The following is a 25,146-nucleotide window of genomic DNA, read 5'->3' on the forward strand; positions in this document are numbered from 1 at the left end:
AAAGGTAAAATAATGACAATAATGAAAGTAGGTCGACCAAATAAGTTTGATCGTTCACAGGCAATTGAAACTGCAAAAGAGGCATTTTGGAAACAAGGCTACAATGTACTGACTGCTAGTCAACTAGCTTCTATAATGGGTATTACTCGCTCCAGTTTTGCCAATAGTTTCTCTGACAAGCAAGGTTTATTTAAGGAGGTTTTAGCATTATATAAGCAAACTGAACCTTATATTATATTAGTAAATATTGATGAGGTAGCATTAATAAAGCCAAAGCTAGCAGAGTTTTTCAAAGAAGTATGTAGAACTCGAATACATGATCAAGGTAAACAAGGCTGCCTAATTGTTAATACTATTTCAGAGGTTATTGGTAGCGATGACATGATTGCTAATGATATGGAAACCGTAATGCTCTCTTCAATTGAGTTGTTTGAAAATTTACTCAACAGAGGAATTTCAAATAATGAATTACCATCAGATTATAAGGTTAATATAACAGCAAAAGCGTTGGTTACTTTTAATATGGGATTGAGCAACTTATCTAAAGTTTTAAGGGACGAACAGCAGTTATGGGAAGTTTGTGAAGACTTTCTAATAACTCATCAGTTAACGTAACAGTGTTATCGGAAAGTTGATCTTTGACACCAACTACTCCTATTCCACCTTATATTGAATGGTTTTTTGCAACTATTAACTTACTTCTTATGAACTCAGTTCCGCTTGTTATTTCAGTTAAAAAAACATAATCAATATCAAAAAAGTTAATACCTATAATGAAAAATAGCTCTATGGTATTTTCTGTGCGTTTGTAAAGAAAAATATCGCGTTCAAACCCAAGCGACGACATGAGCAATACCCTTAACATTTAGGTTGATAAACGTAAATCCAAGCAAATCCTATATCGACAACCGGATTGCGATTCCGATTGTCGAAGGTTAAAATCCCTTTAGCCACCCTTCTTTTCTTTCTAAATCAAAAACTCTGGGTAAGTTCACTAAGTGAGTATTTGTTCTCCTAATTTATAAATACGCATAAAATCTGTTAATCCATGTGAGCCGCCATTAACGGCCTTTCTCGCTTCACGTAAATCTCCCGATGCCAAAGCACCTTTTATGCGTTCTTCTTTATTTTTAAGAAAACGAGACAGAATATCAGCTGCAACTTCAGGATTGTTGGCAAGCTCAGGATCTCGTTCCAATTGTTCCTGTAAACCTATTTGCTTGCCAATAACTCGATAATTTTCTCTGCCAGTAAGTTGAATATACCCCCTTCCTTTGTATCTAGCTCCATCTGGATTACCGGTATTGCCTAGGTTTGATCTGTCGTCATATTTATCAAAAGGGTGGCCATTGGGGCTGGTATTATATCGTGATATATATTCATCCAGAGGAGCAAAACGCCCGGTTTCAACATAGACAGTCGCGATTGCCATCAAAAACATTTCTTTATAATCTAAATTCAATTTTTTAAGAGACTTATAAACCAGCGGCCAGTGCTCTTCAATATTGCTCGAAGATGAATCATGGCAGATACGGATCACTGTCTTCACAGGGCAAAGTGGCGTTTCAGCTTCCTCTTGCTCTTGGGATAAGATTTCTTCATTTAGTACCAACACAGGACTCAAATCAAGACTGAGTTCGGCATGGGAACGTCTTCCAACCACGCCATCGGGATGTAAATCATTAGCACGTTGAAAAGCTTGAACGGCTTTGCTAGTTGCAGGACCAAAATGGCCATCTGCAACCCCAACGCTGAATCCAAGCTGATTGAGTTTTAACTGTAATCTTACAACCAACTTCCCTTTACTGCCTATACGTAATGTTGTCATGCATTTTCCCCATTGGTACTTGTTAGTGTTATATAGGCAAAAGAGTACGAGCCATAGAACCGACATACTTCCCTGTCGTCGCGCTGATTTTTTGAATTTTTTTACGTTGGGCCGAAATAACACTATTTAGCTCATTAGAGCGTTCATTTATCAAAGTAACATCCAAGTTTAAATCCGATTGTGAATCTATTGCTTGCTTCAATGCATCGGTACTTTTTGTTAGCGCTGCTAGCTTTTCTTGCATCTGATCTAAATATTGTTCGGACTGCTCGGTTATTTCAGATACTTCTTTATCAAAATTAGCGAATAGCTCATCTGTTTTCTGCTTATACTCTACTGATTTTTCTTTAAGAGACGCATCATATTGATCGATTAAGTCATCCACTACTTTTTCTGTCTTCGCCGCTACATCATCAACAATATTCTCTATATCGTCTGGTAAGTCTTCTTTAAACATTGCGAGTGTTTCTTCACTGGGTCGATATCTTGCCATGATTTCTTCTCCTTATAGTTTGTCCAACTTTTCATTTACTAATTTATTTAACTTATTAGTAATTAAACTGGTTATATTTGAACTGGCTGTGCCCGTTGTTTCACTAGCGATATCTTTCAGTGAGCTTTTGAAGCCAACCAATTCTTTACTCAACTGGCCTTGCAGATCTTTCCCGAGCGCTAGCGATTGGCTCTTTACGTCATCAATGTTTGTCGCAGAGCTTGGGTTGATAGCCCCTATAAATATATTGCCAGGAAGAGATTTGAATAGTTCCATCACACCAGAGTCTGAACCCAGAGAGTTATAATCAATATAAGTTTCCAGAGAGGAGGCAGCCCGCACATTTGCTAGCATAAAACCAACGACTTGCTTATCGACCTGTGACAAAAACTCTGCGTTGTTGGCTCTGCCTATTTCCTGCAAAGCCGCTTTGATCTGTACGTTCTTTTGGGCACTGATTTGTGCTTGCTGTCGTTCAGTCGGAAGACATTTTTCTTCGCTAGCCTGATTAAGCATAAGCAACTGGCTATCATATTCTTTAGTTAATTTAGCTAGTTGATTTTTTGTGAGTTCGTCGAACTTCGACGAAACCTCTTCTACAGCCGCGTCCCTTTGTATTGAATAAAACATGAATGTAGCTAAATAGGTGTTTTTTTCTCGTGACAGATCATCTTTAATCTCTTGAGTACCTTCACCTGACCTTATTCTATTGCGCTTATCTTTCATGCTTAGCTCAATTTCAGCCAGTTTATTTTCAAGACGCTTTAACGATTCATCAATTTCTTCAATCCCTTTTAGCTTGCCAGAAAACAAATTTTGAATTATCACGCTAACTTGCTCATTGTATGCTAATGATAAATCCACTTGATACTGACTAACAGCCTTAAAACAGTTATTACTTACTGCTACTGGCACAGAGCGTTCTTGCTCTAATAAAACTAGCACCTGCTCAATGCTCTGCTGTTTTTTAAATTCAGTTTCTTGAGCTGAATGCATGTATTGTGAAAAAATTTTTGCTGATTCTTTATTTGTCGTTTGCATCGCTTGAACTAACTGACGAGCTTCTTCTTTTCCCGCACAGCCAGAGAGCAATATCAATATAATCATTAGGTTAATAATTGATGATATATTCATGATTTTTCCTTGCCTTTAGCTTGAGGTTTTTTGCTTTCAGAATTGAGGGCGGCTTTTAATACCTTATCTTCGGCATCTGACTTAGCTGAGGTTTTAGCCACGGCTCTTAACTCCGTGGTGTCTTTGAAAGGCTTACCTTTGTCAGCTGAGTCTTTGATGGCATATCGTTTATTTCTTGGGGTTTTTACTTGTGCTTGTTGCATTTTTTCTGTTGAAAGTGAGATTGGTCTAAGAATTTTATTTGACGTATCACGAATAATTCCAGTGAGACTTTCACTATTAAAGCCAAGAAAGAAAGCCAGCATAAGAAAATAAGGGAAGTTATTTAAATTGCTTTGTTGATCAGCGTAACCAGATGATAAGAGTGCAATAACCACGATAGAAAGCGTTGGGGCCAACAACATACGAGGAAATAACAAGACAAACTCTTTAGCTTCATAATTTGAGAGCCTAATACGCTTATTTATATTGACCAAGGTACAAGAATACAGGCCAAACAACGCCCAAAATATTAACTCAGCAATCCAACCATTCCCTGAGTGATACAGCCACATAAAACTCAGCTGAGGCTGAAGATTTTTAGCACTTTGACTCAAGCGCATTTTACTACCTTCTTGTAGTGCCTGTAGAAACTCTAATTCGCTGATATTTTGCTTTAATTGGCTTACTAACACGGATTTTACTGAATCGGTTTCAGCCGCATAATTAATCTCTGTTTTTAATGTTTCTAATCGACTAATTACCTCAGGCAACAGTGTCACTTCAAAGATTTGTTTTTGAGTCTCACTTAAGTCACTACCTGATAATGGGATAAGAATAGGCACTTGATTTTTGAAGGCCTCTTTTAAACTAGCCCTGATTACACTGAACACATGGCTGCGATGATCGAGCAGCTGCTTTTTTTCTACGGCAACATCTCGTTGAAATTGCACTATAAAACTTTGGTAAATCACAGGATCATAATAGCGTTCTAACGCTGCATGGTTAATATTGTATGTGAGTAAACCAGAAGATGTAAAAGTAATAACAGGTGTATATTTTAGGCAAGGGGTTAGCTTTTCAGCTTTTGCGACTCTTGCACACCGTTGTTCAACTGTCCCTTGTTCATTATGATAGGAAAAATACCCTGCTAAGGTGAAAATAAACAAGATTATAGTGGTTAAGGTCGCTTTCCATGCTTGATCAAAAAGCGATTCTAACAAAGCTACATTGCGATGAGTTTTTGATGGTTTCATTTTTTGCATATGAGTTCCTTTTTCGCAGCTGAAATGTTCAGATAGCAAAATAAAAATCACTCATAGAAAGCAAACCACAGGAATTTCCGTTATTTTTCGTAAAACAGCTTTAGCTTATTTACAATACTACCTCACGTATTCCATAACTTCCGTGTGAGTAGAGTATATATAGAACACTTAGTTCATACTGTCCATCTATGCGCGGACAATTTTTTAGGTGTAACTGTTTGAAGCTTGAGTTTAAATTATTCATTACCAACAGATGTACACGACATTTAGCTTTCAATAATTAAATGTTCCTATTTATTTGATTATTTCCCGTCATTACCGCGTATGTGGAAGAAACAAGGAAAAGGTTATGAAGCGCTCGCATATAAATTTAATGATCCAAGAAGTTTAGAGTTTGATAACAGAGTAACTGTTACATCAGTGTTTAATCTGTGAATTTTCACCACTAAAAAATTACGTTTTAATCTAAGTTTTGATATAAATGACTTTTAAATGAACTAGTTTGATACGAAAGAAGACATTATTTTGAGTAACTAGTTATCGCTACAATATCCCTAGTTTAATCAGCAGGAGAGGATGTCATGATAATTAAAAAAATAGTGATTTTACGCATATAGAGCGAGCCTAGATGCGATGGCTGGCGCAATAAGCAGTGCATATAAATTGGTTTATTCCAAAGCTATTATCCATTACGTTGATTATTTACCCGAAGTACATGGTTCAAACCTTGATACTCTTTATGCAAGTTCAACAATTATTCACGGCAAAACGTACTTTGATGACATAACATTGAAAATACTAGTTTGTGTAAAAAGTAAAATTCACCAGTTTATAACTTAGAATGATTATAAACTGGTTTATTTACTAATGAGCCTAATATTAAAGTGCTTTAAATATTTGCTCCACGCTATCTTTAGCATCACCAAACAGCATTTGAGTATTGTCCTTAAAGAACAATGGATTTTGCACTCCAGCATATCCCGTATTCATTGATCGTTTGAAAACTATAACTTCTTTCGCATTCCAAACTTCAAGAACGGGCATACCCGCGATAGGGCTAGTGGGGTCTTCGGCAGCCGCTGGGTTAACTGTATCATTAGCGCCAATGACCAATACTACGTCAGCCTCACCAAAATCATCATTGATTTCATCCATACTTAACACGATATCATAAGGCACTTTTGCTTCAGCCAGTAATACGTTCATGTGTCCAGGTAACCGACCCGCCACTGGATGAATAGCAAAACGTACTTTTATCCCTTTATTTATCAGCTGTTGGGTTAGCTCATAAACTGGATATTGCGCTTGAGCAACAGCCATACCGTAACCTGGTGCGATAATGACAGATTTAGCATTACGTAATATGTCAGCAACCGCTTCAGCATGCACTTCTATGTGCTCACCGTAGTCTTTATCGTTATCAATAACAACGTCTGTACCAAAACCACCAGCAATTACACTGATAAAAGAGCGATTCATTGCCTTACACATAATGTAAGATAAAATAGCACCTGACGAGCCAACTAAAGCACCCGTAATGATAAGTAAATCATTACTTAACATAAAGCCAGCTGCAGCAGCAGCCCAACCTGAATAAGAATTTAACATTGAGACAACAACGGGCATATCTGCACCGCCAATTGAAGCAACCAAATGCCAACCAAATACTAAGGCAGTAATAGTCATTAAGAATAAGGCTATATTTGAACCGTCATGATTCACAAAAGAAAGTAGCAGTAAAAAACTGAAAATCCCTGCGGCTAAATTCATTTTATGACGATGAGGTAACATTAAAGCACTAGAGCTTATCGTTCCTCGTAGTTTAGCAAAAGCGACAATAGAGCCTGTAAAAGTCACGGCACCAATAAATATTCCTATGAAAATTTCACTTAAGTGTATTTTCATGGCGGTATGCTGAACTGCCGTCATTACTAGACTATGGTTTGCATCGAAATAGCTATTAAAACCAACTAACATAGCAGCTAAACCAACGAAACTATGCAATATTGCAACAAGCTCAGGCATTTGTGTCATTTCGACTTTATTCGCTAATCTCAGTCCAATACCTGAACCAACGACCATTGCAATAATAATAATAAATACATTAGAAACGCGTGGATCAATAATAGTGGCAAGTAAAGCGATAGCCATACCCGCCATACCAAATAAGTTACCCCGTTGAGCCGATTCTTGTTTACTTAAACCCGCTAAACTAAAAATAAACAGTAAAGCAGCAATCACGTATGCTGCACTAATGAAACCATTAGACGCTATTTGTGTAGATTCCATACTACTCCCCTACTTACTAAACATTTTTAACATACGACTAGTGACTTTAAAGCCACCGACAATGTTGATGGTTGCCACTAACGTCGCTAAAGTGGCGAGAATCTGTACGACTATATTGTCCGAGCCAATTTGTAATAAAGCCCCAACAATAATAATGCCCGAGATCGCATTGGTGACACTCATCAAAGGTGTATGCAAAGAATGGCTGACGTTCCAAACCACGTAATAGCCAATAACACAAGCCAGTACAAAGACAGTAAAGTGAGTTAGAAAGTCTGCAGGGGCAACACTGGCCACCCAGCCAAATAATGCAATTCCTACCGCCATAAAGGCATATTTTTTAATTGGCGAAGTAGGCTCTTCTTCAATGGCTTCTACCGGTTCAACTGTTGCTTTTTGAGCAGGCGCTGCACTGACTTGAATAGGTGGTGGTGGAAAAGTAATTTCATCTTCTTTAACAACCGTCATATTACGAATGACGACATCATCAAAATCAATATCAAGCGTTCCATCTTTGTTTTTACATAATAACTTAGCTAAATTCACTAAATTATTAGCATAAAGCTGTGAGGCCTGATTAGGTAAACGAGACACTAAATCAGTATAACCAATCACTTTAACACCATGCGTATCAACCACTTTACCGACGACGGTACATTCACAGTTACCACCACCTGCAGCAGCTAAATCCACAATCACACTACCTGCCCTCATTGATTCAACCATTTTTTCAGTGATCAATTTTGGCGCTGGTCTACCCGGAATCATCGCGGTAGTAATAATAATATCAACGTCTTTGGCTTGCTCTGCAAACAGCGCCATTTCGGCATCAATAAAAGCTTTACTCATTTCTTTAGCATAACCATCACCTGAGCCGGTATCTTCTGGCTCTTCATAGTCAAGCTCAAGAAATTCGGCTCCCATACTTTCTATTTGCTCTTTTACTTCAGGACGCGTATCAAAAGCGCGTACAATGGCACCTAAACTACCTGCGGTACCAAGTGCGGCTAGACCTGCAACACCAGCACCTATTATCATCACTTTAGCTGGCGGCATTTTACCCGCAGCAGTTATTTGCCCAGTAAAAAAACGACCGAAATGGTGAGATGCTTCAATAACTGCACGGTAACCCGCAATATTTGCCATTGAGCTCAATGCATCCATCGGTTGAGAACGGGTCATCCGAGGTACCATTTCCATGGCTAACGTAGTAATTGATTTGGTTCGAAGGGCCTCTAATAGTTCAGGGCTTTGCGCTGGCGCAATAAAACTAAGCAGTGTTGAACTATCGTTCATTGATTCAACTTCGTCTAATGTTGGCGCATTTACTTTAAGGATAATATCGCTTTGCCAGCATGATCTCTTCGTGACAACTTCTGCATTAGCATCGCTATACTCTTGATCGGTAAAACTCGCCTTAGTACCAGCGCCTTTCTGTACTTGCACAGTAAAGCCTAATTTAATTAATGCACTTACCGAGCTCGGTGATGCTGCAACCCTGCGTTCATCTAAAAAGGACTCTTTGGGTATACCTATTCTCATCTGAATTTCCTTAGTATATATATGAATAATTTTTTTCTGACATGACTTGTTTAAAATTAATACAATAAGTTGTTCAATTGCAAGATCTATTTAGAAACATAGCTTATTGAATACCGTCATTTTCCTAATAGACTATCTAAACATAATTATTTTGGTTGCATTCTAATGCCACCATCCATACGGATAACTTCACCATTCATATAACCATTATTAACTAAAAACTGTACGGCTCCAGCAAACTCTGAGGGTTGACCTAAACGCTTAGGACATAATACGCTTTGTTCTAGCGTATGCCTGACATCATCACTTAAGCGCGCTAGCATTGGTGTATCAATAAGACCGGGTGCAATCGTGTTCACTCGAATACCGAGCGATGATAAGTCACGGGCTAAAGTTAGCGTCATACCAACGATACCCGCTTTAGATGCGGCGTAAGGCACCTGTCCGATTTGGCCTTCAAATGCAGCAACTGAGGCAGTATTAATAATCACCCCTTTTTCGTTGTCATCATTTGGCTCATTTTTTACCATTTGTTCAACACACAACCGAGCAACATTAAAAGAACCGATTAAGTTAACATCAACGATACGCTTAAATGTTTCTAAGGGCATTAGACCATTACGTCTGCTGTATGTTTTACCCGCATCGCCATTACCCGCGCAGTTTACACAGATATCAATACGGCCAAATTTTTTGATTCCGTTGGCGAGCGCCTGCTTAACATCGTCTTCAAGTGTAACGTTAGTTTTGTGATATAACACCATATCACCATATTCTGCAGATACCTCTGCCCCTAGTTCATCATTCATATCTAATGCGATGACTTTACAACCTTGAGCAACAAAACAGGCTAATGTTGCACGACCTAAACCTGATACACCGCCGGTAATAACGGCCACTGAACCTTCTATTTTCATTATATTTCCTATTTGTTTTTTCTCAGGTAGTCTGAATGAGGCAACATTATTTGCCTTTATTTAACAATTATACTGTTGAATAAAATCAGACCTATCGGACTAATTCCTTTCATACAACCTTCCGCTTTAGATACCAAACATCAAAATCTGATGTTGCAACCTAACAGACAATTAAAAGACTCAAACTATCCCAAAGGATGGAAACACTACCCACCTCAGTTCTATCCTTTCGGATAGTTACCCAAAATTATTTCATTGCTAACGTCATATAAACAAAAACCCAAAAGCAGCCGCCAGTATCTGTAAGCACTAAAGTGGAATTTAGAAACCGGCTTTTAATAATTCAAACAACATATAAATAACGGGTGTTAGCCATGACCTTAAACAACCAAAATATTCACGGACCACAACTAGAGCCAACAGGTTTGGAATCAAACCTCACCGAAGAAGAACTAGCAATTCAGTCGGCAGTACGTCGCTTTGCTAAAGAAGTATTACGTCCGGCAGGAATGACACTCGATAGAGTTACTCCTGAGGAGATGGTGGCACCCGATTCAATACTTTGGGATGTACTCAATAAGTCAAAAGAATTAGGGCTCTCTGTCAGCGCTATGATGGATCTAGAGCCAGTTGAACGCGCCCGAATAATGGCTATTGCCTCAGAAGAACTGGCTTGGGGTGACGCAGGCCTAGCCGGCGCTATTTTGGTTAATCAGATGCCTGTCCTTTACTCTCTATTGGCTGGTAATACTCAAATGGCCGCCTACTGCGATGGTAAATTGGGCTGCTGGGGGATCACCGAACCAGATCACGGTAGTGACATGTTAGACACAGATGGCACCCTATTGTCTTCGGAAGGTCAGTATGGTCGTCCAAACTGTGTTGCACGCATCGAGGGCGACAAAATAATTATCAATGGTCAGAAATCTGCATGGGTTTCAGGCGCACTTACCGCCGAAGTCTGTGCCCTATATTGTCACATCGAAGAAAACGGTGTGACTCGCCCAGGGGTTTCCGTCATTGTACCGCTGGACTTGGAGGGGGTGACTCGCGGTAAACCGCTTGATAAAGCCGGCCTACGTGCCATGAATCAGGGAGAGCTATATTTTGATAACGTCGAAGTCCCGATCGCCAATCTATTGGTTGGACCTGATGAATACAATAAATTTGTATACCACACTCTCGCCGAAGCCAATGTCCATGTCGGCAACATGTTTGTCGGCTTAGCAAGAGCAGCATACGAACATGCACTAGAGTATGCCCATGAGCGCAAACAAGGTGGATTACCGATAATTCGCCACCAAAATGTTAAAACGCGTTTATTCCACATGTTCCGTAAAATCGAGGCTGCCCGTGCTTTGCTACGTCGTACCATCGAGTTTAATGCCAGCGCACCCAATCCTGCCTTGCAAGGCTCCATTGCGACCAAAATTACTTGTACACAAACCGCTTTCGAAGTTGCCAGCGATGCACTACAGATTTTTGGCGGTAACGGCATGACCAAAGAATATCCTATGGAAAAATTATTGCGTGATGCGCGTTCTGGACTGATTGCCGATGGCTGTAACGAAGTGCTCGCAATCAAGGGCGGAAACCTGCTGATTAACCCTGAACTGCTATAAGGCTGTTCGAACACCACACTCCCCTCCTGTGCATTCAGGAGACATTAAATAAAAGGAAGTCCACATGAAACAGAATGCTTATATCGCCGGTGTTGGCATGACCCAGTTCGGTAAACATCTTGACCGAGGATTAAAGTCACTAACAATCGAAGCGATAAATCAGGCGCTTAAAGACGCAGGGCTCGAAGGAAAAGACCTTGAAGCAGCTTATATGGGAAATGCGGCAGCAGGTATTATTGTTGGCCAAATTTGTGTTCCCGGTCAAGTAGCGCTGCGCGAAATAGGTATTGGCCATATTCCAGTAATTAACATTGAAAATGCCTGTGCATCGGCATCAACAGCTTTTAACCAAGCCTGCACTATGATCACCAGCGGTCTGTATGACGTTGTTCTAGCCACGGGTGCCGAGAAGCTATTTCATCAAGATAAACTGAAAACCTTTTCAGTCTTCAGTGGTGCGGTCGATGTTGAGAATTACGATGCCGTCGAACAACAGATCGTAGCGCGAGCTGAAGCTGCTGGTATGAAACTTGATATGGAAGGTGCCGGCGCGAAACGTTCGGTCTTTATGGATATATACGCCTCGATGGCCCTCGAACATATGAGCAAATATGGGACCACGCAGGCCCAATTTGCTGCAGTTTCTGCTAAAAACTCCTACCACGGTAGCCTCAACCCGCGCGCGCAATTTCGCGAACAACTTACAGTAGAACAGGTTCTAGCCTCCCCTGAAATAGTTTATCCGCTCACCCGACCTATGTGCTCACCTGTCGGTGATGGTGCTGCGGCTGTTGTGCTGGTTAGTGAGCGAAAAGCTCGCCAAATGGGGCTGAAAGATCCTGTCAAAGTCGCCAGCTCAGTATTGCGTAGTGGCTGGGATCCGCAATCTGAGGATGAAGCGAGTATTGCCCAAATCTGTGCGATGGAAGCTTATTAAGAAGCTGGTGTAGGCCCACAAGATCTTTCGTGCATCGAGCTACATGACGCATCAGCACCTTCAGAACTTATTTACTACGAACAGCTAGGGCTGTGCGAAATGGGTGAAGGTGGCCGTTTTGTTGAAGAGGGTCATAGCCGATTAGGCGGACGCGTACCCGTTAATACTTCAGGCGGCTTGTTGCGTAAAGGTCATCCAATTGGCGCGACGGGTATTGCCCAAATTGTTGAACTGACGGAACAGCTTCAGGGCCGTGCAGAGGGTCGCCAAGTTGAAGGAGCACGTGTCGCCCTAGCTGAAAATGGTGGTGGTTTTATCAACGGTGATGCAGCGGCGCTGGTCGTTAGTATCCTAACAAAATAGAAGAATTGTTATGAATCATAGAGACGAACTTATACTTGCAAATCTGATTGCTAACCGGGTCGATACCCAGCCAAACCTTGATGTTCTGACGTTTATCTACATAGACTCCGAAGGAAAAATTAAGGAAGAAGTGCGCAGCTATCAGCAGTTATGGGATAACGCCCAGCGAATTGCTGCCGGCCTGAATGCCTTAGGCCTCAAGCCAGGGCAGAGCTTCGCTTTGCTGATGCAGAATCACCCTGAAGTTGTTGAGTCTATGATAGCCGCTTCGATCACGGGAACGATTTTCGTACCCATTGATCCTCGCGTGCAAGGCTACAAACTGAAGTATATGTTGGAATTTTCCGAATGCCATGGAGTGATCTGTGCTGATTATGCACTCGACAACCTCTATTCGGTTAAAAGCCATCTACCTTCGCTTAACTGGGTCATTCAACTAGATACTGGTATTCAACGCTCTCAAAACAAACTTAAACTCAATATCAAAGAGATACTTGATGGCGAAGTGCCTGCCCTACCTATCCTGTCTCAAGATCCTGATGCGCCGATGCAAATGCTGTACACATCTGGTACAACGGGAGATCCTAAAGCAATACTTTCATCACACAGGCGCTTTGGTGATGTTGTAAGTTTAGGAACATTTCTGGGAATGCAAGAAAATGACCGACCTTATACTGGCCTATCCCTAACCCACGCCAATGCGCAACTACTAACTCTAGGGGTTGCATTGAAGATGGGCCTAAGAGCAGTTATCAGTCGTAAGTTTACTAAAAGTCGCCTGTGGGACATTACCCGTCAGTACGGCTGCACTGTGTTCAATCTTCTCGGCGGTATGACAACAGCGCTCTTTAGTGAACCAGCCAAACCTAATGATGCCGACAACCCAGTCCGCTACGTACTGAGTGCAGGTATGCCTACCGCAGTATGGGATGACTTCAAACAACGTTTTGGTGTCGAAATTTTCGAAATTTATGGTGCTGCTGAAGGTGGCTTAACCCTTAACCCGCTGGGATTAGGGCCTGTTGGTAGCATTGGTAAAGCACCGCCAACGTTAGAGGTTCGCATCGTTGATGAAGAAGACAATGAATGTCCTCGCGGCACTGCGGGTGAAATTATTTTTCGTAATGCTGATGGCAGCGCACCTAAAGTCACCTACTTTAAAAACGAAGAGGCATCACACAAGAAAGTTAGCAAGGGTTGGCTTCGCATGGATGATATAGGCCACATGGATGAAGATAATTGGTTGTATTTTCATTATCGTAAAGGTGGCGGTATCCGTCGCAACGGCGATTTTGTTAACACCGCCTTTGTCGAAAAAGTGGTCTCTGAAAACGCTCAGGTTTCCGACGTATACGTATACGGCGTGCCTGCTGCTTCTGGAGCACCAGGTGAAAAGGATATAGTTGCAGCTATCGTTGCTGAGCCAGGGATAAAATTCGACGCTGATGCATTATTTACTGCATGTAAAGATAAGTTAGAAGCTAATTTCGTACCTACCTATCTACAGCTTGTAGATGAAATACCTAAGACAGCATCAGAAAAACCCCAGGAGCGATTCCTGCTTGAACTATTTGATACGCAGTCACAAAGAGTATTCAGTTAAAAATCTATACCCATCAATCGGGTAAGAATATTTCAACTGAACATATGACAATAATTACTAGCATAAATTAGAGGTAAATCTCATGAATAATAACCGTAACGTATTAATATATGGCGCAAGTGGTTACACCGGTAAGTTGGTCGCTGAATCTCTGGCCAAACGCAATATCCCTTTCTACATGGTGGGTCGTAATCAAGCAAAACTCGAAGCGGCACGTAACATTGTCGAACAGCGTCATGGTGCACCCATTGATGCTAAAATCGTCGTTTCCAGCAATGCCACTGCAGAACTGTTACCGCTATTTGAGCAAGTAGATGTGGTGATTAATGTCTCTGGCCCGTTCATGCAGCTCGGCTGGCCAATTGTTGAAGCGTGTTTGCAGGCAAACTGTCACTACCTCGACACAACAGGCGAACAGGACTGGACCATAGCGATTCAGGAAAAATATGGCCAAGTATTTGCCGAAAAGAACCTACTACTTTGCCCTGCAAACTCCTACATGTGGGCCGCTGGTGCGCTGGCAAGTGAAGTAGTACTGGAGACTGAAGGTATCGACAGCCTCGACATCGTATATCAGGTTGATAATGCCCTACCTTCTCAGGCTTCTACCAAATCATTTTTGCGCATGCAGGGTAACCCAGACTCACAATATTACTTGGAACAGGGGGAGTACAAAGCATGGCAGCACGATAAGGCTTTCACTGTCGTAGTTCCTTACCGCTCTCAACCACTGCTAGCATTGTCGTGGGGCGGCGCATGTGAACCAGTTTGGTTCAAAATGGATGATCGCGTGCGTAATTGCCGTGTATTGACGGCCTTTGGTGATGAAATAGTTAATCACGTAATTAACGTAATCAAAGAATACAGCGAGAAATCACAAGGAATGACAGTCGAACAAAAGGAACAGCTGACCAACGAGATTGGTGATGATATGACAACTTCTGAGCCTCCTAAGGACGATCGAGACTTGCACCATACTGTCATCGTGTGCCGTGGTCAGGGGCGTCAAGTAACCAAAACTTTTGAACTATCACTGTGCGCACCGTACACATGGACCGGAGAGATTTGTGCCGAAAGTGCCCAACGTATTTTAAATGGTCAACTAAAAGCTGTCGGCTTCCAGTCTGCAGCTAAAGCCTTTGGTCACCATGAACTGTTACAAACGTTTCATGAGCTTGGCTTCACCAGCCTGCCACATTAAATCGATATAATTGAAAATCATTATGACTTTCAGCCATGCCTATTATCTGGGGACTTAGCTCCCCTTATTAGTTCAGAATAAAATAAGGTAATCGGGCTGGCATTTCATCAACGCTTTTTCTAATAAACTTCTGATGTTTATATTTCACCGTCAGAATCTCGAAATTAAAAGTTGCAGTTAGGAGATGAATTTGCATCTTAAACCCAATCACAGCAAACTATTTTACTCGGCCGCACTGTTTAACTGGGCGGTTGCTCTCACTTTTTTAATATTCTACCAGCCAGTATTCAATCTTATCGGATTAACACCCGTACCGAAAAGTCCCATTTATCTGCATCTATTTGCAAGTTTGGTTGCAATATTTGGTATTGCCTATTATTGGGCGGGCAAAGATCTTAATAAAAATATCAATCTGGTCAAGTTGGGCATTATCGGAAAATTAACCGTGTTTTTCCTGTCACTAACTTACTACCTAATAGGTTTAGTGTCATGGCAACTGCCAGCTTTGGCTAGCGTAGATCTACTCTATTCCATCCTCTTTATAAACGCATTGCGTCACAACAATTCGTTTCAATCAATAAATAATATCTAGGAAATTACTATGTTTTATAATCCACTTAGTCTTGAAAATAAAGTCGCTCTGGTAACGGGTGCAGCAACAGGTATCGGGGCAAGTTGTGTCGAGCATCTCGCGCGTATGGGAGCCAAGGTAATGGCAACCGATATTGACTCTGCAGCTGGTCAGAAGGCCGTTAATAATTTAGTCAATGATGGTCTTAATGTTGCCTTTAGCCAACATGATGTTTGCTTAGAAGAAGACTGGAATAGAAGCGTTAAATCGACACTGGAAAAATTTGGCGGGCTGGACATATTGGTTAATAACGCTGGCATCTATATTGGCGGAACTTTACTAGAAAATAGTCTTGAAGAAGTGCGCAGGGTTCAGCAGGTCAACGTTGATTCAATATTTTTGGGTATGAAAACAGCTGCCAGTGTAATGAAAATAGGAGCAGAAGCTGGAAAAGGGGGATCTATCATTAACCTGTCATCTGTCGCAGGCTTAATCGGTGTCCCCGGACACAGCGCGTACGGAGCAAGCAAAGGTGCAGTACGACTCTATACCAAGCACGCTGCGGTTGAGTTTGGCAAGCTCGGTTACAACATTCGGGTTAACTCGGTTCATCCTGGCCTTATCAAGACAGCAATGGGTGAGCAGGCATTCCAAGATTTTGTCGATGTTGGCCTGGCTGCAACGATAGATGAAGCCAAAGAAGTCATCAAAACTATGACCCCGCTGGGTAAATTGGGAGAAGTAGAAGATATCGCCCAGATGATATTGTTCCTAGCCTCTGATGCAGCTAACTTTATTACTGGCGCTGAGTTTACCGTTGATGGTGGCATGAGCGCACAATAATTTAACAACTCATTATTTCGCCAATATACACTCTATATAGGGTGGTATTGGCACAAAACTTATTATAAATCAGGATATATGCATATGCGTTTAGAAAATAAACTGGCTTTAGTTACCGGTGGTGCTAGTGGAATCGGCGAAGCAATCTGCGTCAGATTTGTCAAAGAAGGTGCTAGAGTTATTATTGCCGATATTGACCATGAACGAGGTGAAGATTTGGCTCAGAAACTTGGTGATAAAGCTAACTTCATCAAACTCGACGTAAAAAATCCACAGCAGTGGCAACTTGCCATAGAGAAAATTATTATCCGATATGACCGACTCGATATTCTGGTTAATAATGCCGGTATAGCAATCCCAGGAAATGTTGAAAACTGTACCTTTGAAGACTGGCAACTTACCCAGTCAATTAACAGTGATGGGGTCTTCCTCGGCTGTCAACAAGCAATCAAAGCGATGAAAGATGTTGGTGGTTCAATCATCAATGTCTCCTCCATTGAGGGAATTATTGGCGAACCCAAACTAGCAGCTTATAATGCCAGCAAAGGCGCCGTTCGTATCTTTACTAAATCAGCAGCACTGCATTGTGCTCAAAATAATTATAATATTCGCATAAACTCCCTCCATCCGGGTTATGTCATTACGCCGATGGTTAGTAAGGCTATTGCGGAACTATCAGATACAGATGCTACAGAGTTTCAACAACGCGTATTGTCTAACATCCCGCTCAAACGAATGGCAGAGCCCCATGAAATAGCAAGCGCAGCGCTGTTTTTGGTATCAGATGACTCTAGCTACATGACAGGTGCTGAACTGGTTATTGATGGTGGCTATACGGCTCATTAAATACGGTCCACTAATCTAATAAAAGAGCAATAGTCACTGAATTGCTCTTTTATCCTTTATAAACGTCTGCAACCATCAATAAAAATCGTCTCCTAATACTTCCTTTAATTCCCCGTAGTATTCAAATTCAGCAGCTGTAATAGGCGTTGTTGACTAAATAGTTGAAATGTTCATCAAACTAACGATAAGAACATTTAAAACAAAACGGATTAATAATTTAACCAACTTAGAGCTTTAATAGCTAGATTTCGACACTTAATAATGCCACCAATTGCTCAATCAAAGAAAGGTTAAATCGTTCATAGCACCGAAAAAGGATGTTGCATTGTGGGAAGAAAGGCATCGAAGAAATGACGTAGTGTTGACATTAAAAACAAAAACATTAGTACAGTCTACCGTAGATAATGGCTATCATGCTAGGTAGCTATCAGAAACCCATAGGTATCGATACAACACATTAACCAATGGAACATTATCTTTTTTCTTTTACAAAGCGCAAGTTGGCTAAGCTTTAGCAACGGTTAAAATACTAAACAAAGTGATAGGGTTAGGTATGCCTGAAAATAATAGTCTAAAATTCAAGCTACCTAGAGTTGAACACAACGATATTGGATTTGCTCAACAACGCCGCAGTTATATCCAAAGAGATAAACATGCTTAAGTATCTATATAAAAAAGGGGAGCAAATGTGCTCCCCAAAAGCGCCTTACTTTAACTAAGGAGCAAAACCAGTACTACTATTTTCGATGTAAAAAGGCCGTCAACGCTGGTAATAATGTCAGTGCCCCCACCATGTTCCAGATAAACATAAAGGTCAGTAATATTCCCATATCAGCCTGAAATTTAATTGGAGAAAAAGCCCAAGTCCCAACACCAATAGCCAGAGTAATGCCGGTAAAGCCTACTGCCTTACCAGTGGTTTTGAGGGTATTGTAATATGCGTCACCAAGTTCTAAACCTTGATCGAGATAACTCTGCATTTTTGAGTAAATATAGATGCCATAATCAACACCAATTCCCACACCCAGCGCTATCACCGGCAAGGTGGCTACTTTTACGCCAATACCGATCTGTGCCATCAAAGCCTGACAAAGCAAAGAAGTAAGGCAAAGTGGCAGCAGTATACAGATAACAATACGTAGTGAGCGGAAGCTCAACAGACACAGCACGAATACCACACCATAGACCCAGGCCAGCATTTTATACTGTGCAGTTCCAATAACCTGATTAGTCGCTGCTTCAATACCAGCACCCCCTGCGGCCAGCAGAAGCTGAATATGTTCAGATCCATGTTCTTGAGCAAAAAGTTCAATCTCGTTGGTAACTGCCGTCAGCGTAGTCGCCTTATGATCGTTTAGGAACACAATTAATGGTGCCAAGCTGCAATCACTGTTAAAACTCCCTGGAGGCGCTTGAATAGAGGCAGCATTGAGTAACTGTTGGTTGCGGTTAAGTGCATTCCACTTAACACTCCCTTCATTCATGCCAGATAAAGCCATTTTAGTGAAGTTGACCAGTGAATTAGTTGACTGAACCCCTGATACACCCTCAAGTCGCCATTGCAAAGTGTCGAGAGTATCAAGTGTCTGGTAGTCTGAACACTTATCGGCAGTAGTCTTGACCATCACCACTAAAATGTCGGTGCTGGTCGAGTAGTTTTCGGTGATAAAACGGTTATCTAGGTTATAGCGCGAGTCTGCACGAAGCTCAGGTGCTCCGGGATCCAAATCGCCAATTTTAAGGTCTTCGCTCAAGAACAGCCCAAGGATAAACAGACCACCTCCAATCATCAAAATCACCGCCGCTTTTTTGCGTTCGGTGAAGGTTGCCATAAAATGCCAGAATGGATGACTGTGCCCCTCTTCCTCATTAACCAGTTTTGTGATGGCACGCTTGCTAACACCAAAATAGGAAATCAATATAGGCAACAGAATCAAATTGGTCAGGATAATCACACCAACCCCAATACTGGCAGTCAGAGCAAGTTCCTGAATAACACCTATTTCAATTACCCTCAGGGTAGCAAAACCGATGCCATCACTGATCAATGCGGTCAGTCCAGGAATGTACAGCGATCGAAATGCTTTACGAGAAGCGGTCAAAGAGTCAGCTCCTCTGGCCACTTCATGCACTATGCCATTGAAGATTTGTACACTGTGGCTGACGCCAATCGCAAAAACTAAAAAGGGTACCAGCATTGAATAAGGATCTAATCCCAAACCCATGCTGTTAAGTATCCCCAGTTGCCATACAACAGCAGTAATAGAGCAACCTAATGCTATCAAGGCACTGCGCAGACAACGGGTATATAACACTAACATAATCAGTGAAAATACCACCGCAAGACCAAAGAACAGTGCAACCTGGGTTACGCCTTCAATCAAATCACCCACAACTTTGGCAAAGCCTGTGATATGAATAACCACACTATCTGACTGATATTTTTCTCGGATCAGGCTTTCCAGACGATCCGAAAACACCTGATAACTCAGCGCTTCCCCTGTATCAGGATCAAACTCTAATAATGGCGCGTAGATAATGGCAGAGCGAAAGTTATTGGCAACCAGAGTTCCGACCTGACCAGATTTCAGTACATTGATCCGAAGCTTTTCAATAGTAGCCACAGAGCCATCATAGGTATCTGGAATAACAGGACCACCTGCGAAACCTTCCTCGGTAACCTCTGTCCAACGTACACCAGCAGACCAGATCGAGGACATTGCAGTTCGATCAACGCCCGGAATATAAAACACTTCTTCATGGACCTGTTTCAGAATATCTAAAAATTCACGTTCGAATATATCCCCATTAGGGTTTTCGACAACCACCCTGACAGCATTGCCCAGTCCTTTAAGATCATCTTTATGTTCAAGGTAGTTGACGATGTATGGGTGGTAAGTCGGTATCATCTTCTCGAAGCTGGCATCAGGTTTAATCTGGGCAGCTTGAAATCCGAACCAGATAGTCGCTAGTAAAAAAAGGCCGATAATAATTGCGCGTTGACCAAACAGTGTTTTTTCAATCACCACTTCACCAAGTTTTTGCGCCAAACTATTTTTTTGCTTAGCAGAGATGTCTGTTCTTATATAATTCATGGAGCCTCCCACTGTATCTGAGGCAGATTCAAGTGAGTCATACCATTAACACCAACTAACAATAATTTATTCGTTGAATTTATTAAGCCACTACTTAAAGCACTTCTGTCTGGTGTTAAACTACGGCCAATTAACTGACCGTCAAGGTTAAAACGAAACAGCTCGCCACCACCGCTGAGCAAAATAAATTCAGACTTTTTCATTGCAACCGAACCTAAGATGGACGTATCACTACCAACATTAAGGCGTGACCACTTTTGTCCTTGATTAGTTGAAATAAATGCGTTTCCACGCAGACCATAAACGATTAACCCCTCAGTCCCTGTTGCTGTGTAACTGACTGACATTCCAAAAAAAGGTCCGTCATACGGTGAAGGCAATATTATCCAGCTAAGGCCCTTGTCATCAGAGCGATAGAGAGAGCCGGCTTCTCCGGCTATATAAAGCGTATCTCGGCTTTTGATCAAGGTGTTCAAATGAAAATTGTCAGGATTGGAGGAGTTGGCTACCAGAGGTCTCCAGTTTTCTCCGCCATCTTCAGTGCGGAAAATCATGCCATAAGCACCTACCGCCATAACTATTTTTTCATCGACAAACAACACTTCAAGAAATGGTCGACTGGCCCCCTCATCCGTAAAAAGTTGCGCATCTTCTAACAGATAGTTTAGTTGTGCTACCGAGTAACCTATGGCCTTTGCTATACGCTGTTCATCAGATAATGCCAATAAGCGCTTAAGCTCATTCACAATTAACTGATTAGCCTGATAACCATCAAGCTGTTTAAGCCAGTTAACGCCGCCATCGCGGGTAGCTAGAATGACACCATCATGTCCAACGGCCCAACCTTGACTCGCCGTTGAGAAAGTAATAGCGGTCAGGGTCACCCGTACCGGAACATTGGCTTGTTGCCATGTATTGCCCTGATTGTCAGAATAAAGAATGTGACCTCGTTCCCCAAGGGTAATAAGACGGTTATCTACTTGCACAATATCAAGCAATAACCCCTTTATCGCTCGCTCAGTTTGCGGCGCGTTGTCTTCAAGAGCATCGACGACGGCAAACGCAGGATAGCAGGCCAGAAGCATCGCAGTGCAAGTAAAAAAAGAGCAAAATGCCTCTTTTACAGGTAGGTGAATATGTTTAAAGGTATATTTGATTACACGCATACTGATAACTCAAAATGTTAGGTTTAGCCATGGTAAATTTAAGGGGATAAATCATCCCTTACGTTGAAGAGACTTCAGGGACAGCAAAGCTACCCCTGAAGATCGTAAACTTATCGTCGACTTAGCTTACGGACATTACTTGGAGTATAAAAACCGTGCTTCTCACCCTGATATAGCTTAATTGGCTTAATATCAATTTCGTTGAATGCGTAAGCACCATTTTGCAGATCGGTAAGCCAGTTGCCACGGATCAACGTTCCCGGTAAATCATAAGCATTGAGTAAACTGGCAAAACCTACGCGCCACAGATTACCTCGGCCATCATAAATATCGGTACCAACAATCGCCCAGCTATCTTCGTCTATGTAAAAACGACGCTTCGCATAAACATGACGTTTTCCTGTTTTTACTGTTGCTTCTACAACCCATACACGGTGAAGTTCCCAGCGTTGATAGTCAGGATTAGGGTGGTGTGGTGTCGCTATTTCACGCACCTTATCAACTCCTTCACTAAATGCTTGAATCAGGTGATTATTGTTATACGGAATATAAAGCTCTTGTTTACCTACTAGGTTCCAGTCGTAACGTTCCGGTGAACCATTAAACATAAATGCATTGTCATAGGTTGCCTGCCCGTTGAACTGGGCATTTGGTGTATCAAATGCGATGGTTGGCGCTCGACGCACTCGGCGTTGTCCCGGAATATACTGCCAAGCCTGACGCGGTGAATTGGCTTGATCAATCGGGTCGATGACCAGAATAACTTCACCTTTGCGACGAGTCGGTTGATCATAAATTAGAAATAACTCCAGCAGATTTCCGCTGAAAGTATCAATATTGCTGCTCTTTGAATAGTAAGGATAAGTTTCATACAAGTCCCCACCGCCATAACCCAGTGCACCATTAGACTGAACAACTAGGGAGATATATTCTTTAAATGCACCCTCGCCTAACCAACGTAGATTATGATTCCAAATCACTTCATTACCATTGGACGGAATAGGAAACGGAATACCACCAAACGCACTTTCAACACTGTTACCTGTCGCATCCAGCTTAGTTCGTAATGCATTTTGGTAGGTATTATCATAAACATACTGCGGCGCGGCATGAGTACGATGTGTAGGATAAATATCCATACGAAAAGTTTGCGGGTACTTCTCAAACAGAGCAACCTGCCCTTCAGTCAGCTGTTCTTTGTGCTCTAAGTAATTACTTGCCGTGACCTGAATGACTGGTTTTTCGTTCGCAAAAGGATCTATTCGACCTCCTTTAGCGGTTAGTCCAGCTTTTACCACTTCACCGGTCCAGGCCGGAATAGTGCCTGCGGCGTTACCCTTGCGTTCTGCGCCAACTGGCGTCAGGTCTGTTTTAAGGCGGTCAGCCTGTTCTGGTGTAACCGCAGCCAGGCTCATACTACTGCTTAATAGCGTTGCAGTTGCCAAACCCGCAGCAAACAGCCATTTTTTAGTCAATGGGGTAGTGTTAATTTTTATCATTGTTTTGTACCTTTCAGTCTAGAGAGTTAGCAGCTAAAATCATCAACAGTTACTGCTCTGTGTTAGAAACTATATTTGACACTGATAGAGATATAATCACGATCAGCTTGTGGATCTTCTAGCGCGCTGCCCGTAAATGCAGTGTATTTAATGTCGGCTGTAAGGTTATTGAGGTAGGTAAAATCAGCACCAATGCTGACTACATCCTTACCTTTATCAAAGCTGGCAAGAACTGCACCGTCACCGCCCAAATTACCAGCAAGATCATGGTTCCAGATAATAGGAATCGTCATATCTATTCCTGAGAATATCTGCTGGTAAACCAAATTAATCTTGGCAGCAAATCCCCAAGCCTCAGTATCGCCCGCCAGTAAATCGCTTTCATCAACGCCATGTACTTGGTTGTAACCTACTTCGCCGACAAAAACGGTATCATCAGCCAGTGCGCTAGGCCCAAAAATATGAATCGCTGACAATTGAACTTGACTAACTTCCGCTTCAATCGCTGAATTATCTGGTTTTAAAAGGTTCATCCCTTCGCGATAGCTATACTCACCACTAACATTGGTATCACCGATAACGGTACCGAAGCTAACACCGTAAAGTTTAATATCTTCGGTATAGGCCAAAGCGTAAGTACCAGCAGTAGCTGCTTTGCTCAAGTCAAAAATAGGTAGTTTGTCGTGATAATTGAGGACGTAGAAACCAAAATCGGTATAATTAAGGGATTCTGCGAGATAACGTACGGCGATACCGTACTGACCATCATCGTCGGCACGAGTATCAGTGCCTCGCGTCAATGCAAAGGTAGGAAATGCTAGAAACTCACCACCTTCATCGAAGAAATCATCGGCACTAAAATAACTGCCGGCAGCGACTAGGCGGGTTTTATCCCATTCCAACTGGTAATAAGCCTCAACAGATAAGGTATCGGACAATTCAAGTTGCGCAAATACTTGTTCAGTAGGTAAGAAAATATCTTTTAATTCAACTCCCGGTACGCCAAGTTGTGTTGCATCTAGCGGACTCTGAGCCGTTGATATTCCCCCAACGACGAAAACACTTTCACCCCAGCTAGCCACCTGACTACCTAAGCGTAAATTGAGATTGTTACCTGCTATATCAAAATTACCGTAAACAAAGTAATCCAACATCTCAGCTTCGTCACCGTGTCGTTTGCGTGTAGCTCGGGTAAATTCGTTAAAAGGAACAGACAAATTATTCGAGGTTGCTGGTGAGTCATTATCATTACTATGATGATAAACATCATCATAGTAGGCACGGGCACGAAGGAACACACCAAAATCGTTACGGTAATTCAGATCCATTTCAGTTGTGATACTTATCCGGTTTGAAATCAAACCCTTGTTAAAATTTCGATCACCGTCATCTTTGTTAAAATTAGCAGGATTAATCGTGGGATCAACCAAGCGTTCATCTCTATCCTCTACTCGCCAACTTGCGCCATAGGTGAGTGTTGTATCCCAGTCTATTTTCAAATCTGTACTGGGAGAAAAACTCGCTGCATAAGCACCTTGCGTAAAACATAAAGACACGGCTGCCGCTACAAGAGTTCGTTTAATTAACGGGTTAGGCTGTCTTTTCCTGGTGGATATATTCATCACATTGCCTCTACTTTATCTGTGCTTGTTGCCAAGCATTCTAGTTGTTATTAAGCATTAAAAAATCCATCCCATCAGCAGATTTTGCTGGTGTTTAGATTGAGTAATTAACTGCAACATCAGCCTAGCAAAGGAACAATAAGTACCAACTATCCCAAAGGATAGAATGCCCCTATACCCAAGTTCTATCCTTTAGGGTAGTTGCCATATTTTTTTATTTATTAGCCACATTTACCGGAAAGTAAAAGTCAGTTTGGAATATGATTTTTTTCTTGAAATTTATAAAAACCTAAGAAATTAATATGTTTACAATCGACTTAACCTTGGGAAT

18 protein-coding genes and 1 pseudogene are annotated in these 25,146 nt (G+C 41.8%); 8 read left to right on the plus strand and 11 right to left on the minus strand.

All coding sequences use genetic code 11. The features are described 5' to 3' along the window. Nucleotides 1-12 precede the first annotated feature (12 nt). Nucleotides 13-615: a TetR/AcrR family transcriptional regulator gene (locus ESZ36_RS20195; RefSeq protein ID WP_146791219.1), complete on the plus strand. Its 603-nt coding sequence runs from the start codon at nucleotides 13-15 to the stop codon at nucleotides 613-615. Between the two features lie 379 nt (nucleotides 616-994). Here ESZ36_RS20195 and ESZ36_RS20200 read toward each other — a convergent pair whose 3' ends face one another. The 7 genes from ESZ36_RS20200 to ESZ36_RS20230 all read right to left on the minus strand — a co-directional run bounded on the left by ESZ36_RS20200 (nucleotide 995) and on the right by ESZ36_RS20230 (nucleotide 9,447). Further along, complete coding sequence (locus tag ESZ36_RS20200) at nucleotides 995-1,894, minus strand: peptidoglycan-binding protein (protein WP_146791221.1); 900 nt, start codon at nucleotides 1,892-1,894, stop codon at nucleotides 995-997. Further along, nucleotides 1,857-2,321: a hypothetical protein gene (locus ESZ36_RS20205; protein WP_146791222.1), complete on the minus strand. Its 465-nt coding sequence runs from the start codon at nucleotides 2,319-2,321 to the stop codon at nucleotides 1,857-1,859. The genes ESZ36_RS20200 and ESZ36_RS20205 overlap by 38 nt, the downstream gene beginning before the upstream one ends. A 12-nt stretch (nucleotides 2,322-2,333) precedes the next feature. Beyond that, the gene (locus ESZ36_RS20210; RefSeq protein WP_146791224.1) at nucleotides 2,334-3,455 is read right to left on the minus strand and encodes a hypothetical protein; all 1,122 of its coding nucleotides are present in this window, start codon (nucleotides 3,453-3,455) and stop codon (nucleotides 2,334-2,336) included. Then, on the minus strand, nucleotides 3,452-4,699 hold the full coding sequence (locus ESZ36_RS20215; RefSeq protein WP_146791226.1) for a hypothetical protein: 1,248 nt from the start codon (nucleotides 4,697-4,699) through the stop codon (nucleotides 3,452-3,454). The genes ESZ36_RS20210 and ESZ36_RS20215 overlap by 4 nt, the downstream gene beginning before the upstream one ends. Nucleotides 4,700-5,578: 879 nt before the next feature. Further along, a complete protein-coding gene (gene pntB, locus ESZ36_RS20220) occupies nucleotides 5,579-6,988 on the minus strand; it encodes a Re/Si-specific NAD(P)(+) transhydrogenase subunit beta (RefSeq protein WP_146791228.1) in 1,410 nt (469 codons plus the stop codon). 9 nt (nucleotides 6,989-6,997) lie between these two features. Then, the gene (locus ESZ36_RS20225) at nucleotides 6,998-8,530 is read right to left on the minus strand and encodes a Re/Si-specific NAD(P)(+) transhydrogenase subunit alpha (RefSeq protein ID WP_146791230.1); all 1,533 of its coding nucleotides are present in this window, start codon (nucleotides 8,528-8,530) and stop codon (nucleotides 6,998-7,000) included. A gap of 146 nt (nucleotides 8,531-8,676) precedes the next feature. Then, a complete protein-coding gene (locus ESZ36_RS20230; protein ID WP_146791232.1) occupies nucleotides 8,677-9,447 on the minus strand; it encodes an SDR family NAD(P)-dependent oxidoreductase in 771 nt (256 codons plus the stop codon). A gap of 374 nt (nucleotides 9,448-9,821) precedes the next feature. Here ESZ36_RS20230 and ESZ36_RS20235 point away from each other — a divergent pair, with 374 nt between their 5' ends. The 7 genes and pseudogenes from ESZ36_RS20235 to ESZ36_RS20260 all read left to right on the plus strand — a co-directional run bounded on the left by ESZ36_RS20235 (nucleotide 9,822) and on the right by ESZ36_RS20260 (nucleotide 17,433). Then, nucleotides 9,822-11,069, plus strand: coding sequence for an acyl-CoA dehydrogenase family protein (locus tag ESZ36_RS20235; RefSeq protein ID WP_146791234.1), 1,248 nt, complete (start codon nucleotides 9,822-9,824; stop codon nucleotides 11,067-11,069). Nucleotides 11,070-11,133: 64 nt separating this feature from the next. Next, entirely contained in the window at nucleotides 11,134-12,006 is an 873-nt protein-coding gene (locus ESZ36_RS20240) for a thiolase family protein (RefSeq protein ID WP_211357819.1), read from the plus strand. A 12-nt stretch (nucleotides 12,007-12,018) separates the two neighbouring features. Beyond that, nucleotides 12,019-12,369, plus strand: a pseudogene (locus ESZ36_RS22660) (thiolase C-terminal domain-containing protein); the annotation flags it as partial. A 10-nt stretch (nucleotides 12,370-12,379) separates the two neighbouring features. Beyond that, nucleotides 12,380-13,972, plus strand: coding sequence for an AMP-binding protein (locus tag ESZ36_RS20245; RefSeq protein ID WP_146791236.1), 1,593 nt, complete (start codon nucleotides 12,380-12,382; stop codon nucleotides 13,970-13,972). An 82-nt stretch (nucleotides 13,973-14,054) separates the two neighbouring features. Beyond that, a complete protein-coding gene (locus ESZ36_RS20250) occupies nucleotides 14,055-15,173 on the plus strand; it encodes a saccharopine dehydrogenase family protein (RefSeq protein ID WP_146791238.1) in 1,119 nt (372 codons plus the stop codon). A 601-nt stretch (nucleotides 15,174-15,774) separates the two neighbouring features. Continuing rightward, nucleotides 15,775-16,587: an SDR family NAD(P)-dependent oxidoreductase gene (locus ESZ36_RS20255; RefSeq protein WP_146791240.1), complete on the plus strand. Its 813-nt coding sequence runs from the start codon at nucleotides 15,775-15,777 to the stop codon at nucleotides 16,585-16,587. Between the two features lie 84 nt (nucleotides 16,588-16,671). Next, nucleotides 16,672-17,433, plus strand: a complete 762-nt coding sequence (locus tag ESZ36_RS20260; protein WP_146791242.1) for a glucose 1-dehydrogenase — start codon at nucleotides 16,672-16,674, stop codon at nucleotides 17,431-17,433. A 737-nt stretch (nucleotides 17,434-18,170) separates the two neighbouring features. Here the strand turns inward: ESZ36_RS20260 and ESZ36_RS20265 are convergent. The 4 genes from ESZ36_RS20265 to ESZ36_RS20280 all read right to left on the minus strand — a co-directional run bounded on the left by ESZ36_RS20265 (nucleotide 18,171) and on the right by ESZ36_RS20280 (nucleotide 24,815). Then, nucleotides 18,171-20,528, minus strand: coding sequence for an efflux RND transporter permease subunit (locus tag ESZ36_RS20265; protein WP_146791244.1), 2,358 nt, complete (start codon nucleotides 20,526-20,528; stop codon nucleotides 18,171-18,173). Next, nucleotides 20,525-21,694 (minus strand): WD40/YVTN/BNR-like repeat-containing protein, encoded by a 1,170-nt coding sequence (locus ESZ36_RS20270; protein ID WP_146791246.1) that lies wholly within the window; start codon nucleotides 21,692-21,694, stop codon nucleotides 20,525-20,527. Before ESZ36_RS20270 ends, ESZ36_RS20265 begins: the two co-directional genes overlap by 4 nt. A 110-nt stretch (nucleotides 21,695-21,804) precedes the next feature. Continuing rightward, the gene (locus ESZ36_RS20275; RefSeq protein ID WP_146791248.1) at nucleotides 21,805-23,193 is read right to left on the minus strand and encodes a DUF1329 domain-containing protein; all 1,389 of its coding nucleotides are present in this window, start codon (nucleotides 23,191-23,193) and stop codon (nucleotides 21,805-21,807) included. Between the two features lie 62 nt (nucleotides 23,194-23,255). Further along, the gene (locus ESZ36_RS20280) at nucleotides 23,256-24,815 is read right to left on the minus strand and encodes a DUF1302 domain-containing protein (RefSeq protein WP_146791250.1); all 1,560 of its coding nucleotides are present in this window, start codon (nucleotides 24,813-24,815) and stop codon (nucleotides 23,256-23,258) included. Nucleotides 24,816-25,146: the final 331 nt, after the last annotated feature.

It is taken from the genome of Colwellia demingiae, from assembly GCF_007954275.1.
In the GTDB taxonomy this organism is placed as follows: Bacteria; Pseudomonadota; Gammaproteobacteria; order Enterobacterales; family Alteromonadaceae; genus Colwellia; species Colwellia demingiae.